12 protein-coding genes and 1 rRNA gene are annotated in these 13884 nt (G+C 47.5%); all 13 read left to right on the top strand.

The features are described 5' to 3' along the window. Positions 1 to 925: hypothetical protein (locus AC58UU_RS39615; RefSeq protein WP_497322994.1), on the top strand; the 925-nt coding region annotated here is incomplete at its 5' end. Between the two features lie 233 nt (positions 926 to 1158). Next, positions 1159 to 2235, top strand: coding sequence for an ABC transporter ATP-binding protein (locus tag AC58UU_RS39610; protein ID WP_497322993.1), 1077 nt, complete (start codon positions 1159 to 1161; stop codon positions 2233 to 2235). After that, on the top strand, positions 2228 to 2944 hold the full coding sequence (locus AC58UU_RS39605; RefSeq protein WP_029194859.1) for an ABC transporter permease subunit: 717 nt from the start codon (positions 2228 to 2230) through the stop codon (positions 2942 to 2944). The genes AC58UU_RS39610 and AC58UU_RS39605 overlap by 8 nt, the downstream gene beginning before the upstream one ends. A 5-nt stretch (positions 2945 to 2949) precedes the next feature. Next, positions 2950 to 4338, top strand: coding sequence for a GldG family protein (locus tag AC58UU_RS39600; RefSeq protein WP_497322992.1), 1389 nt, complete (start codon positions 2950 to 2952; stop codon positions 4336 to 4338). Further along, positions 4335 to 5267: a DUF4340 domain-containing protein gene (locus AC58UU_RS39595; protein WP_497322991.1), complete on the top strand. Its 933-nt coding sequence runs from the start codon at positions 4335 to 4337 to the stop codon at positions 5265 to 5267. The genes AC58UU_RS39600 and AC58UU_RS39595 overlap by 4 nt, the downstream gene beginning before the upstream one ends. Before the next feature lie 211 nt (positions 5268 to 5478). Beyond that, entirely contained in the window at positions 5479 to 5703 is a 225-nt protein-coding gene (locus tag AC58UU_RS39590; protein ID WP_497322990.1) for a hypothetical protein, read from the top strand. Positions 5704 to 5731: 28 nt separating this feature from the next. After that, complete coding sequence (locus AC58UU_RS39585) at positions 5732 to 6550, top strand: spore coat protein (RefSeq protein ID WP_497322989.1); 819 nt, start codon at positions 5732 to 5734, stop codon at positions 6548 to 6550. A gap of 176 nt (positions 6551 to 6726) precedes the next feature. After that, a complete protein-coding gene (locus AC58UU_RS39580; RefSeq protein WP_497322988.1) occupies positions 6727 to 7194 on the top strand; it encodes a DUF6130 family protein in 468 nt (155 codons plus the stop codon). Between the two features lie 180 nt (positions 7195 to 7374). Continuing rightward, a complete protein-coding gene (pcrB, locus tag AC58UU_RS39575) occupies positions 7375 to 8070 on the top strand; it encodes a heptaprenylglyceryl phosphate synthase (RefSeq protein WP_497322987.1) in 696 nt (231 codons plus the stop codon). A 3-nt stretch (positions 8071 to 8073) separates the two neighbouring features. Next, a complete protein-coding gene (gene pcrA, locus AC58UU_RS39570; RefSeq protein ID WP_497322986.1) occupies positions 8074 to 10431 on the top strand; it encodes a DNA helicase PcrA in 2358 nt (785 codons plus the stop codon). Positions 10432 to 10496: 65 nt separating this feature from the next. Further along, positions 10497 to 12518 (top strand): NAD-dependent DNA ligase LigA, encoded by a 2022-nt coding sequence (gene ligA, locus AC58UU_RS39565; RefSeq protein ID WP_497322985.1) that lies wholly within the window; start codon positions 10497 to 10499, stop codon positions 12516 to 12518. A 23-nt stretch (positions 12519 to 12541) separates the two neighbouring features. Further along, the gene (locus AC58UU_RS39560) at positions 12542 to 13552 is read left to right on the top strand and encodes a DUF1835 domain-containing protein (protein WP_497322984.1); all 1011 of its coding nucleotides are present in this window, start codon (positions 12542 to 12544) and stop codon (positions 13550 to 13552) included. A 223-nt stretch (positions 13553 to 13775) separates the two neighbouring features. Next, positions 13776 to 13884: ribosomal RNA gene (locus tag AC58UU_RS39555) — 16S ribosomal RNA — on the top strand; the annotation flags it as partial.

The raw sequence follows: 13884 nt of genomic DNA, 5'->3' as shown, positions 1-13884 counted from the left end.
AACAGGGTTGCAGAATACGATCCACACCGTTCAACAAAAGGTAACTGAAGCTTCGGATCGAGATCTCAAAGGTGAAATACTTACTGCCACAACGGAGTTACTGAACCAACGTTATGAAGACGTTTCGGAGGATGTAAAGAACCTGCGTAATGGGATTCATCTCCACAAGCAGAAGGTAAGTGAAATGTTGGAGCAAGAAATCCGAAGTGGAATAAATGCAGCTGCAGAATCGCTAGACAACCGCTATGACACCATATCCGAAGAAGTAACGGAACTGCGGAACGTGATCCAGATTCTCACCCAGAAGGTAGTTGAGGTGTTTGAACAAGACATCAGAAGTGAGGTTGTTACCACAATTGAATTACTGAACAGACAAATTGAGGGTGTTTCTACAGAAGTAACGGGGTTGCAGAATGTGATCCACACCGTTCAACAAAAGGTAACTGAAGTTTCGGATCGAGATCCCAAAGGTGAAATACTTACTGCCACAACGGAGTTACTGAACCAACGCTATGAAGGCGTTTCGGAGGATGTAAAGGAACTGCGTAATGAGATTCATCTCCAAACGCAAAAGGACAAACGCTATGACACCATATCTGAAGAAGTAACGGAACTGCGAAACGTGATCGAAACCGTTCAGCAAAAGGTAACTGAAGTTTCGGATCGAGATCCCAAAGGTGAAATACTTACCGCCACAACGGAGTTACTGAACCAACGCTTTGAAGGCGTTTCAAAGGATGTAAAGGACCTGCGTAATCTGATTCATCTTCACACACAAAAGGTAAGCGAAGTGTTGGAACAAGAAATCCGAAGTGAAATGCGTGCTACTGCAGAATCACTAAACAACCGATATGATGACATATCTCAACAATTGACATCACAGAAAGGACTACTTGAGAAGATTGCCAAAATGTTGGGTTTTTAGGCTGTCAATTAATCCTCATCATAATGCCATAAATAATAGAACTCCCTAGCAGCTAGGGAGTTCTATTATTTATACACATACGATTTATCCACCGATCCTCCCCTTTCATCTCGTTCGTTCACAATTTAGACACAATATTTTAATCTATTTTTCAGATTTGCTTAAGGTTGGTTTATTGTTCCACAGGTATAGTGATGATGGATATATGAACGAGTAGAAGTGGGGGATCTTGGATGCTTGAGGTCAAACAAGTCAGCAAGCTGTACGAAAATGATCGCGGCGTACACAACATCGATTTCTCGATGCAGCGCGGTGAGATCGTCGGCTTCTTAGGGCCGAACGGTGCTGGCAAAACAACGACGATGCGCATGATTACGGGTTATTTGAACCCTACGCATGGTCAAATATGGGTAGATGGTCACTCTATGGCTGATAACCCGAAGAAAGCACGCCGCAAAATCGGCTATTTACCCGAAACGCCGCCTCTTTATCCAGAGATGACGGTGCAAGCTTATTTACGATTTATCGCAAATCTTCGCGATGTGCCTGCACGGGAGCAGAAGCTGCGTGTCGGCGAAGCGATCGACAAGCTAGGTCTGCAGGGCCGCGAGAAGCAAATCATCCGCTCCTTGTCTAAGGGCTACAAGCAGCGCTTGGGCCTCGCGCAAGCGATTCTGCACCAACCGGATCTGCTTATTCTGGACGAGCCCACGTCTGGCCTCGATCCGAAGCAGATCATCGAGATCCGCCAGCTGATTCATGAGCTGGGCGAGAACCATACGGTGCTGCTGAGCACGCACATTCTCCCAGAAATTAACGCGATTTGCAACCGCGTTCTCATTATTAACCAAGGCCGCGTCGTTCTCGACGAGCGCCCTGAGCATCTCGGCCGCACGATGGGCGAGACGTTTGAAGTGTCGCTCGAGGTCAAAGGACCTCGCGAGCGGATCTTGACCGAGCTGCGCAGCCTAGAGGCGGTCGCAGAAGTGAAAGAAGTCGTCGCGTCGAGCGACGCTGCAACTATCGCTGCCGCTACTGTGCAGGATGTGTTCATCACCGACGAAGCATCGAAAGAAGCAGCGACCACTGAACCGCCAACAGCAGCCGAAACTGTGAAGCTGCTCGTGACCTCCGCGGATCGCTCCGATATCCGCGAGGCGCTGTTCTTCCGCCTGGCGGGCGCAGGCTATCCAATCCTCGAGATGAAGCGGGAAAGCCTCAGCCTAGAGGATATCTTCCTCAAGTTGACGACGGATGAACCCGCCGAAGCCGATAGCACTCCGAAGGAGGAGGTAGACACTGATGCGTAGAATCTGGGCCATTTGCTCGAAAGAGCTGCAAATGTATTTCTTTTCGCCGGTTGCTTACGTGGCATTCGCTTTCTATGTGTTGCTATCGAGCTTCTTCTTCTATATCAACTTCGTTAATGGCCAGCCGCCGATTGTGGATGCGCGTTCCGTTGTTGGAAATACCACATTCGTGTACCTATTTATCATCCCGCTTTTAACGATGCGTCTTATCGCAGATGAGTTCCGTCAAGGCACCGATGAGCTGCTTCTGACTTCACCTGCAGGTATTGGTGAAATCGTGCTGGGTAAGTATTTGTCCGCATTTATTGTACAGGTGGGGCTAGTGGGGATCAGCTTGATCTACCCGCTCATTATGTCTGCCTTCGGAACGCTGGATAAGCCTGTTATGTGGCTGTCTTATCTAAGTATGTTCCTATTAGGCTGCGCGATGATGGCCATTGGATTGTTCGCTTCCAGTTTGTCCAACAATCAGATGGTTGCCGGTATTTCAGGCTTTGTGATATTGCTTATGCTGTGGCTGCTTGATTGGGTAAGCGGCAGCATGACAGGCAAGCTGAAGGATTATGTCGCTCAATTCTCGTTGACGAGCCATCTGACGAACTTGCAAAAAGGCGTCCTGCACGGCGGAGACATCCTCTTTTATATCACATTAACAGCTGTGTTCCTGGTTCTTTGCATACAAGTCCTTGAAAGAAAGCGTTGGAGGTGAGCGGGATGAATAAGTGGATACGGGGAACTAATGCGACTGTTTTATCGATCGCCGTTATCGGCATTTTCATTATTTTGACCATCTTTCTTCACTCGCTGAAAGGCTTTCAGGTCGATTTGACGAAAAATAAGAGCTTTACGCTCTCCGAGCAAACAGTTGCCACACTCAAAAGCTTAAATCAAGATATTCACATCGTTGCCTTTACGAATAGTGGGGACAACAACGGTTTTGTGACACGACAAGTCACCGATATGGTGACCGAATATAAGAAGCAAAGCGGTAAGATTACGTATGATGAGTACGATATGCTGAAACAGCCTTCGATGGCCAAGCAGTATGGTGTCGATCAAGGCGGAACGATTATTTTTGAAATGGGTTCTAAAAAGCAGAATATCAATTTCTATGAATTGTTTGTCGGCCAACAGGATGGTTCCTATACGTTCTCAGGGGAAGAGAAGTTTACCCAGGCTATTAAGAGCCTCACATCCACAGAGAAGCACACGGTTTATCTGCTTTCAGGTCATCAGGAATATCCACTGAATGCTATGACCATTTTGAAAAGCAGTCTGGAAGCCGCTAATTATGTCGTGAAGGACCTTAATCTGTTCGTTGAGGGTAAAATACCGGACGATGCGCAGATGCTGATGCTGCTTGGCCCGCAAAATGACCTGAATGATAAAGAAGCGGCGCTGATTGAGGCTTATTTGAAGGATAAAGGCAAGATTTATTTGGCGTTAGGCTTCAATAAAGATATGGCGACTAAGTGGAAAAATATCGATGCGATCATGAAAACATACGGCATTCAGGATCAACATGCGATTGCGATTGAAACGAAACAAACGTCGCTCTATGATCCGCTGACGATTATTCCGGAGTATGGCCCGCATGACATTACCAACAAGCTGTCCAGCAATAATTTGATTACGATGTTGTCGCTGGCTGTAAGTTTGAATGCGGATAACAGTGCACCAGATTACACTCAGTCTCTGCTTTTGAAAACAACAGATAAAGCTTACGGGGAAACAGATATCAACCTTCTTGCACAATCCAAAACCAAGCAGGATGCGGCAGATGTCAAAGGACCGCTGAATCTGGGTTACGCGATTGCTAACAAGGATAACAAGCCCAAAGCCGTTATTCTTGGGGGATCTACGTTTGTACTAGATCAAGATATTCAGAATCAAGGCAACAAGGATTTTGCTTTGAACAGTATCGGCTGGCTGCAGGAACAGAAGGATCAGATCACGATCCGTCCGCGTCAAGGGGATGCATTCCAACAAGCGATGATTACACCTAGCCAAGCGAATACTATTTTCCTCGTAACGATCGTGTTCTTACCGCTCTTGTTCCTAGTCATTGGCGGCTTGATCTGGTGGAGGAGGAGACGAGGATGAAACGGTTTATTCCTACGATTCTGTTAGTCGTTATTTGTATCGGCGGTTTTTGGTACGCTTCGAGCAAAGACTTCTTTCAAGAGAAAAAAGATGAACCGAAATCGCTCATCACACTCAAGCAAGAAGAAGTGCAGTCCATTCATGTAAAAACAGAGGTACAGCAGATCGAATTAGCCCGGAACGGCAGCGGATGGGAGATGAAAAGCCCGGCAGCAGCGCCGATCAATACGAATCAAGTGGGTTCGTGGATGGATGCTCTCGGTCTGGTGACATCAACGAAACTAGTTGAAGATCAGGTAAGTAATCTATCCAACTATGGGTTAGATAAGCCTCTTGGAACTTATGAAGTTACGCTAAAAGATGGCTCGAAGAAGGGACTGTTGGTGGGCACGGCTCTTCCAATTGAAGGTTTCTCCTATGTTCAGGTGGAGGGATCTCCTGCTGTGTATCAGGTGAGTGATCAGTCGCTCTCAGCGCTCAGTAAAGAACCAGTAGACTTTGCCGATGCTAGCCCAGTCCAATTCGAAAGCGACAAGGTGCAGAGCGTAAAGCTGACGTGGAAAGGTCAAACCTGGACGCTTGCCAAAACGGACAAAGACAAGGTAGCTGCCGAGGCGAACTGGAAGCTTGGTGATAAGGAGCTGAAAGGCGCGGAGGCAAATCCTCTCTTGGATGAGCTGATCTTCCTGCATAGCACTGAACTTCCACAGCCAGCGGCTCAGAAGCCAACTGCAGGCGGTGAGCTCAAAGTGGAGCTTGTATTGTCTGCAGATGGCAAAGAGGTCACCGAGACCTATGAAGGCAAGCTAAGCCAAGATCAAGTCTGGTTGGCGAAGCAAGGCGGACAGTGGGCGTACCTGCTTAACGCCGCAGATATACAGAAATTGGCGGATGCCTATGCCGGCAAACCGGCTCAGCCCGCCTCTTAACAGGAAAACTGCTCCCTACAGCAAACGTGCTGTGTTGGGGCAGTTTTTTCTTTGTTGTTAGGATATTATGCATGATGCCAATTTTAGGGTACGTATCCAGTATGGGACCATAGTTTTACAAAATTTCGATTAACTTTTTTTTCCAACGACACATAAAACGGAATAATTTGGGAAACCTACAAAAAAGGAATAGAAAGGAGGTAACATTTACATGTACAACAATCAAGGGAACCAAAACATTTCCACCAAAGAGCTTTTATACCTAGCGGATACGCTAAAAAATGAGGATTTGTTAGCAAAGCTTTGTGTACAAGGAGCAGTGAATAGCCAAAGTCAGTCGTTGAAACAAACCTTGTCTAATCTTTCTCAGGAGCGTCTGCAAAACATTAGCGTCCTCATCAACACCCTACAGCAGCAATCAGGCATTACCCATTAATTCGTACATAATAGGAGGTGCAAGAAGCATGTATCAGCAAAACCCGTATCAACAACAGCAGCAACAGTCTCACCAACTACAAGCACAATTAAAAGACGAGGACTTCGCGAACTTTGTCCTTTCCGAGTTGAAACGCAGTGCTCGTGAATATACGACTGCAGCTTTGGAGGCTGCTAACCCACAGATCAGGCAGGCCTTCCAGTCGTTACTGCAAAAGACACTGCAGGATCAAGCTGCCGTATTTCAGGAAATCCAGAAGCTTGGCCAATATGAAATTCAAGCTGCTCCTCAGCAGCACATTCAACAAGAACTCCAGAAACAAAGCCAGATCGCTGCTCAGTTGCAGTCCTTTGTACAACAAAATTTGAGTCAAACGAACACGGCGAGCTATCAGCAGCAAGACCAAGTGACTATCGCCCAGCAACAGCAACATCCGCAGCAGAGTCAGCAACAGAACCAGATTGCGGCTTTATATCAAACACAAACACCTATCCAACCCATGATTAGTGCCTCCCAATATCCTAATGCGGTGCACATTAATCAAGGGCAAGGCTATTCAACTCATACACAGTCTTCACCAAACCAGACAAGTCAACAGCAAGCCTATATTAGCAACCAGCAAGCACAAAATTTTCAAGATCAGAATTATGGACAAACCGGCTACGGTCAATCGCAGGGTTATGCCGCATCATCCGGATACAGCGCATCTGAAAATGCTGGCATTACAAGCAAATCAGCAAGTTCTACCAATGCTTCCCGCAGTCAAACAGGTGCTCAGACCTCGACGGCAGGAGAAAGCTCTTATCTCAGTAAACAACAACATGAGGGAAGTAAATACAGCTTCTAAATCTCATTGTTTCCTCAAGACCAAGGCGTCCTAGCATCTAGCTATAGGGCGTCTTTTTTATTATCAAATATTTATTTTGTCCCCCTTTTCTCATAATCATGGTATGGAACCAGCTTGTCACTCATATATAAGGAACATAGGATGTCCAAACTTATGGGAGAAGGGTGCAAATGCTGATGAGAAAAACGTGGATTTACGGCGCAGCTACTTTAATTGTACTAGGAGCATTAACAACAGCATGCGGTTCCAAAGAGGAAGTTGCTAGTAGCGGTGCAGCAGGCTTGAAAGACCCTAAGGCAGCGACTACAGTGGCCCAAGGGAAGACGGAAAGCAGTGTGAAGACGGTGGCCTCCAATGCCAAGCCAGCCATCGATGCCGACTATAAAGTAGATGGCAGAAACGTTACGATCACGTATCAGACAAGTAATTTCCAGATAGCGGATCATATGGATCAGAAAGCCGTACAGGGTGAAGGACATTTACATTTGTACGTGGACGGTAAGCAGAAAGCGATGATTGGTAAAACGGGTCCGTTAACCCTAACGAATCTAGCGGCAGGTAAACATGAGATCCGACTCGAGCTTCAGCAAAATGATCATAAGGATATCAATGTAGAGAAAATTCTTAATATTGAAGTAAAATAATTGGGAACATTTGTGCGTATTTAGCCGGAAATCAAGCTTCAACGTAGATCAGATAACATTACGTACATATTCCTTGAAAAGGCGGGCGCTTAGCCCGTCTTTTGTCATTTGACACACCCGAATACGTAGCATAGACTGTTGATAGTATGGCAGTATTGCCGCCTAATCGGAGGGAAACAATTGATCGTCGATATACGTAAGTGGAAGCATGTATTTAAGCTTGACCCAGATCGGGACATTTCAGATGAAGCGCTCGATCGGCTTTGCCAGTCTGGGACCGATGCGATCATGGTGGGCGGCTCAACGGGGGTAACCTTCGATAACACAGTGGACCTTCTATCTCGTATTCGTCAATATGAGGTACCCTGTGTGCTTGAGATATCCAATCATGAGGCTATCGTTCCAGGGTTCGATTTATTCTTAATTCCGGTTGTGGTGAATGCGGATGATCCGAAATGGATCGTTGGGCAGCATCATGAGGCGTTGAAGGAATATGGCTCTATGCTGAATTGGGACGAGATTATAGCTGAAGGCTATATTATTCTGAATAGCGAAGCTACAGCGGCGAAGTTAACATCGGCTCGTACGAACTTGGATGTCAAGGATGTTGCGGCGTACGCTCGCATGGCGGACAAGCTATTTCACATGTCTATTGTTTACTTGGAATATAGCGGTGTGTTTGGTGATATGGAGCTGGTAAGGCGGACGCGACAAGTGCTGGAGAATGCCCGTTTATTCTATGGCGGAGGCATTGACAGCCTAGATAAAGCGCAGCAAGCAGCGGAGGTCGCAGATACCATCGTCGTCGGTAACATTATTTATAGTGATCTGGAGCAGGCGCTTCAGACCGTGAACTTTGATAGAACAGGAAGGTAACTTATGAACGAGACAGTCAATATTTTAGATGCGATAAAAAGGTTGAACCCCGAGCAGCGCAAAGCAGTTGAAGCTGTCGACGGCCCACTTCTGATTATGGCTGGAGCGGGAAGCGGGAAGACACGAGTGCTGACGCATCGTATTGCGTACTTGATCGGCACGCGCAAAGCGGCGCCATGGAGCATTTTGGCCCTTACATTTACGAATAAAGCGGCTCGTGAGATGCAGGACCGCGTTGGCAAGCTAGTTGGCGGCAGTGGGAATGATATTTGGGTTTCCACGTTTCACTCCATGTGTGTGCGCATGCTGCGCAGAGATATTTCACGCATCGGTTTCACCTCGAATTTTACCATTCTAGATTCCGGTGATCAGTTATCAGTCATCAAAACGTGCTGCAAAGAACTGAACATTGATACCAAGAAGTTCGAACCCAAGACCTTTCAAGCGGCTATTTCTACAGCCAAAAATGAACTCATCTCTCCTAAACAATTTGAAGATAAAATCGGTGACTACTTCGATGGGTTGACCTCGAAAATTTATACGCTTTATCAGAAGAAACTTAGAAGCAACAACTCTCTGGATTTCGATGACTTAATTATGGCAACCATTCATTTGTTTAATGAAGTTCCAGAGGTTCTGGAGTTTTATCAAAATAAATTTCAATATATCCATGTCGATGAGTATCAGGATACGAACCGAGCGCAGTATATGCTGTGTCAAATGATTGCGGCCAAACATCAGCGCATCTGCGTTGTTGGAGATAGTGATCAGTCCATTTACCGTTGGCGTGGGGCTGACATATCTAATATCCTTAATTTTGAAAAAGATTATCCGAATGCAACAGCTATTCTTTTGGAGCAAAATTATCGCTCCACCTCTAATATTTTGCAGGCTGCCAATAAAGTCATCGCCAATAATACGGGCCGTAAGCCCAAAAACTTATGGACGGATAAAGAGGGCGGCGTAAGGATTAAGCTGTACCAAGCTGATTCCGAGCACGAAGAAGGTTATTTCGTTACAAGTGAGATTAATAAAAATAAGTCCAATGGTAAAAAGTTCGGTCATCACGCCATTTTGTACCGGACGAACGCACAATCTCGGGTAATTGAGGAAATTCTCATAAAATCCGATATCCAATACACCATCGTTGGCGGCGTAAAGTTCTATGATCGGAAAGAGATCAAGGACATTTTGGCGTATCTGCGCCTCATCTCCAATCCGGACGACGATATCAGTTTGAGTCGAATCGTGAACGTGCCGAAGCGGGGCATTGGTGACACCTCAATGGACAGAGTGGCCGATATGGCGGGACGAAGAGGTATTTCACTCTATGCCATGCTTGAGGAAGTCGATTCATTGGAGATCACAACGAAGGCTAAGCACGCTTTAGCAGATTTTCGCGAAATGATTGATAACCTGAACCGCATGGTTGAATACTTATCTGTAACTGAACTGACGGAGAAAATACTGGAGATGTCGCAGTACCGTCTGGAGATGCAGCGCGAGAATACGATTGAATCCAAGGCTCGTCTCGAAAATATTGAGGAGTTCCTGTCCGTGACAATGGACTTCGAGAAACGTAACGAGGACAAGTCACTCATTTCGTTCCTAACCGATTTGGCGCTTATCGCCGATATCGATACGTTGGATAAAGAAAAAAGCGAAGAAGAGCAAGACGCCGTTGTGCTCATGACGATGCACAGCGCCAAAGGTCTAGAGTTCCCGGTTGTATTCATCATCGGGATGGAAGAAGGTGTCTTCCCGCACAGCCGTGCCTTCGCCGATAACGAAGAGCTCGAAGAGGAGCGCCGTTTGGCCTATGTCGGCATCACGCGCGCCGAGCAAGAGCTTTTCCTCACGTGCGCCCGTATGCGCACGCTCTTCGGCCGCACCGCCGCGAACGCGCCATCGAGATTCCTTCAGGAGATTCCGAAGGAACTCCTGGAGAATGTCTCGATGGGCGGCTCCATCGGTGGAGGCTTCTCGCGAGCTGGCCGCACCAGCACCAGCTCGTGGGGCAGCAGTGGCAGCAGCGCCACTGCCTCACAAGCGGGCCGCGGCTCCGCCGGCTCGTCCGCTTGGGGCACGCCGTCCTCGTTCGGACGGCCTAGTACGGGCGCGGCTGCGCCAAGCCCTGCAGCCGGGGCGAAGCCGGCTCCGTTCCGGGCTCCGCAGCCTGCCGCAGGCGGCGCGGTGCCGGACTACAAAGCCAGCGACAAAGTGTCGCATGGCAAGTGGGGCATCGGCACCGTCGTGTCAGTGAAAGGCTCGGGTGATGACACCGAGCTGCAAATTGCTTTCCCGGCGCCTGTTGGCTTGAAGCGCCTGCTCGCGAAGTTCGCTCCTATTACGAAAGAATAGGAGCCGCTTTTGCTCCTTTATTTGCCGGACCCACCCTATTTCCCATTAGAGAGGAAGAGCCCGTAATGACAGATGCCATCGCGGCAATGAAAACCCTCATCCAAGAAATCAACAAACATAACCATAACTACTACACGCTTGATCAACCGGCGATTTCCGATGCCGAGTGGGATGCTTTATACAATAAATTGACCGCGCTAGAGAAGGAAACAGGGATTACCTTGCCTTCTTCTCCAACCCAGCGGGTAGGCGGCGACATTCTCAAAGGTTTTGATCCACACAAGCATCTGGCCCGACTCTGGAGTTTGGACAAGGCGCAAAATGCCGAGGACCTGCAGACTTGGCACACGCGTGTGCTTAAGCTAATTGCAGATTACAACAGCAAGAATCCAGAGAACCCGTTGCCAGACCCGACGTATGTGGTGGAATTAAAGTTCGACGGGCTCACGCTCAACCTTACCTATAAGCAAGGAGAGCTTGTTCAAGCCTCCACGCGAGGAAACGGTACGGTTGGTGAGGGCATTTTAGCCCAAATCAAGACGATTAAATCCATCCCGCTGGAAATCCCATACAATGAGGGAACCATTGAAGTGCAAGGTGAGGGAATGATGTTCCTCTCTGTGCTCGAGGCGTACAACCAAACTGCAACGGATCCGCTCAAAAATGCCCGCAACGCAGCAGCCGGAGCGCTGCGCAACCTCAATCCCAAAGTGACGGCAGAGCGTAAGCTGAATGCTTTCTTCTATAATGTGGGTTACTCAGACGGCATCCAATTTGATAATCATTTCGACATGGTTCAGTTTCTACGTGACAACCATTTTAAAGTAAGCAACCGAACTCGGTATTTCAGCACAATTGAAGAAGTGAGTGCAGAGCTGGAGCAGATTGCCGAAGAGCGGCTTGGCTTTGATTTTCTGATTGACGGAAGTGTCATTAAGATTATGGACATGCGTACAAGAGAAGTGCTCGGATACACCGAGAAATTCCCTCGCTGGGCTATTGCCTATAAATTCGAGGCTGAAGAAGCAACAACAATCCTGCAAAGTGTTTCTTGGGAAGTTGGCCGCACAGGTAAAATCACACCATTAGCCCGCGTTGAAGCCGTGGACCTCGCTGGCGTAACCGTACAGAACTGCACGCTCAACAATGTCGGTGACATCGAGCGCAAAAACCTCAAGCACGCCTTAGGCAGCCTCGTCTACATCCGTCGCTCCAACGACGTCATTCCTGAGATTCTCGGTAAAGTAACCGAGGAGAATGACGGCGAGGAAATTGTGGCTCCGACGCATTGTCCTTCCTGCGGCAGTGAGCTTGAGATGCGTGGTGCGCATCTGTTCTGTTTGAACCGTCTTGGCTGCAGTCCGCAGCTGGTTGGTCGTATGGCGCATTTTGCTTCGCGTGATGCGATGGATATTGAATTCTTCAGCGAAATGACTGCCTCACAGCTGCATCAAGAGCTGGATGTCCGTGATCCTGCGGATCTGTACACCCTACAATTCGAGGACCTCGTCAAGCTTGATCGCTTTGGCGAGAAGAAGGCCCGCAACCTGCTTGATGCGCTAGAAAAAAGCAAATCGCGCGATCTAGCTTCGTTCCTTTATGCCCTAGGCATTCCTAACTCGGGTAAAACCACGACCAAGGTGCTGGCAGACTACTATCGCAGTTTAACGAAAATTATGGCGGCTACGCCTGAGGAGCTAATAGGGCTTCCTGATGTAGGTGGAATAGTAGCAGAGAGTATTTATTCATTTTTCCGTGACCCTGTGATGGTATCCAGTATTGAGCGTATGCTCGCTGCAGGTGTTAACCCAATAGCCGAAGAGCCGGCGGTTGTTTTGGCTAGTCCTGACAATCCGTTCTTTGGTAAAACCGTTGTCCTCACAGGTACGCTATCCACCATGGGGCGTGACGAATGTGCCAAAAAGCTGGAAGCGCTAGGAGCTAAGATTACCGGCAGTGTTTCTAAGAAAACCGACATCGTTATCGCAGGGGAAAGCGCAGGCAGCAAGCTGACGAAAGCCCAAGAACTTGGAATACGGATCATTGAGGATGAACAGGAGCTTTTACAGCTTTTAGGTGAAGGCTAAATGACAAATAAGGAGACAGTGCCATGCCGAATAAACTTCATATCGTGAATGGAGACGCGTTTGGAAATAAGCTGCGTGCTTCGGGTATCGATGGAGACATATTGGTGTGGCGCGAGTCACTATATGAAGGACCTATCGGCATGCAGATGTCTGATAGTGTCCTTTTATCTATGAGGGCGGCCTATATGAATCGCCTGCATGGCATTCCTGAGGAAATGTTCAAGTCCATTACCCTACAGCAGGAAAAAGCGCTGGACAAGCTCGCGGAGGATGTTGACGAAATTGTCCTGTGGTTTGAGCATGATTTATATGACCAATTGATGCTTTGTTATTTGCTATCGAGATTATTCGCTCTCCCTAATCGATCCTTTAAACTATCTTTGTTAAGTATCAATCAATTTCCTGGCGTTAAGTTCTTTCATGGATTAGGACAATTAAACGTCGATCAAATTACTCAGCTGCACTACAATTGGGTGCCTGTTAATGAAGGCCAACTTCTTTTGGCCCGCAAGGTCTGGACAGCTTACTCAGCTTCTGAGCCCCTTCTTATGGCGACTTTATTGGAAGAGGATTTATCTGCACTGCCTTTTCTTAAAAAGGCCCTACAAGCCAATTCAGAACGTTATCCATCCTCTCAAAATGGCTTGTCAGCCAACCAACAGCTTATTCTGGAGCTGATAGGGGAAGAGGAACTGCCGATTCTGTCATTGTTTAAAAGTATCGGCCAAACGGCCGGTCATTACGGCCTCGGTGATTTGCAGTTCTGGGCTATTGTTGATAGTATCCGCAAATGTGAGATTCCGCTGGTCCGTCTTACTGGAGGGGACAAGCTGCCAAGTTACGGCGAACCGCTGCCGCCTTATTTTGAAAAATGGCGATTACATAGGACTGAAATGGGAAAGCTGGTTCATGCAGGTGACCAAGATCATCTATACCTGAATGGCATGGATGATTGGATTGGCGGCGTTCATCTGCTTGGAAAAAAGGGGGTATGGCGCCGAAACGCTACAACTACGGGGTTTTTGAAGATGTAAGATAATGGATGCATAAAGTTGCTTGCAATTCGTTTTGAAACCTGATAATATATGTTCTTGTCACCGCAACAAGCGATGCATTAACGCTTTAAACGGTAACGCATTAAAGCTCCTTGAAAACTGAACAAATGAATGAAGCAAATCAGCAAACTCAGTCACGCAAGTGACTACAATTGAGATTGCAAAATCTCGCTAGCAAGTCAATGAGCATTTCAGCTTTTCTATTATGGAGAGTTTGATCCTGGCTCAGGACGAACGCTGGCGGCGTGCCTAATACATGCAAGTCGAGCGGATTTATCCTTCGGGATAAGTTAGCGGCGGACGGGTGAGTA

This window comes from Paenibacillus sp. JT22N1 (assembly GCF_059692155.1).
The sequence above is the reverse complement of the archived record's forward strand: the minus strand, read 5'-3'. Positions and strand labels throughout refer to the sequence as shown.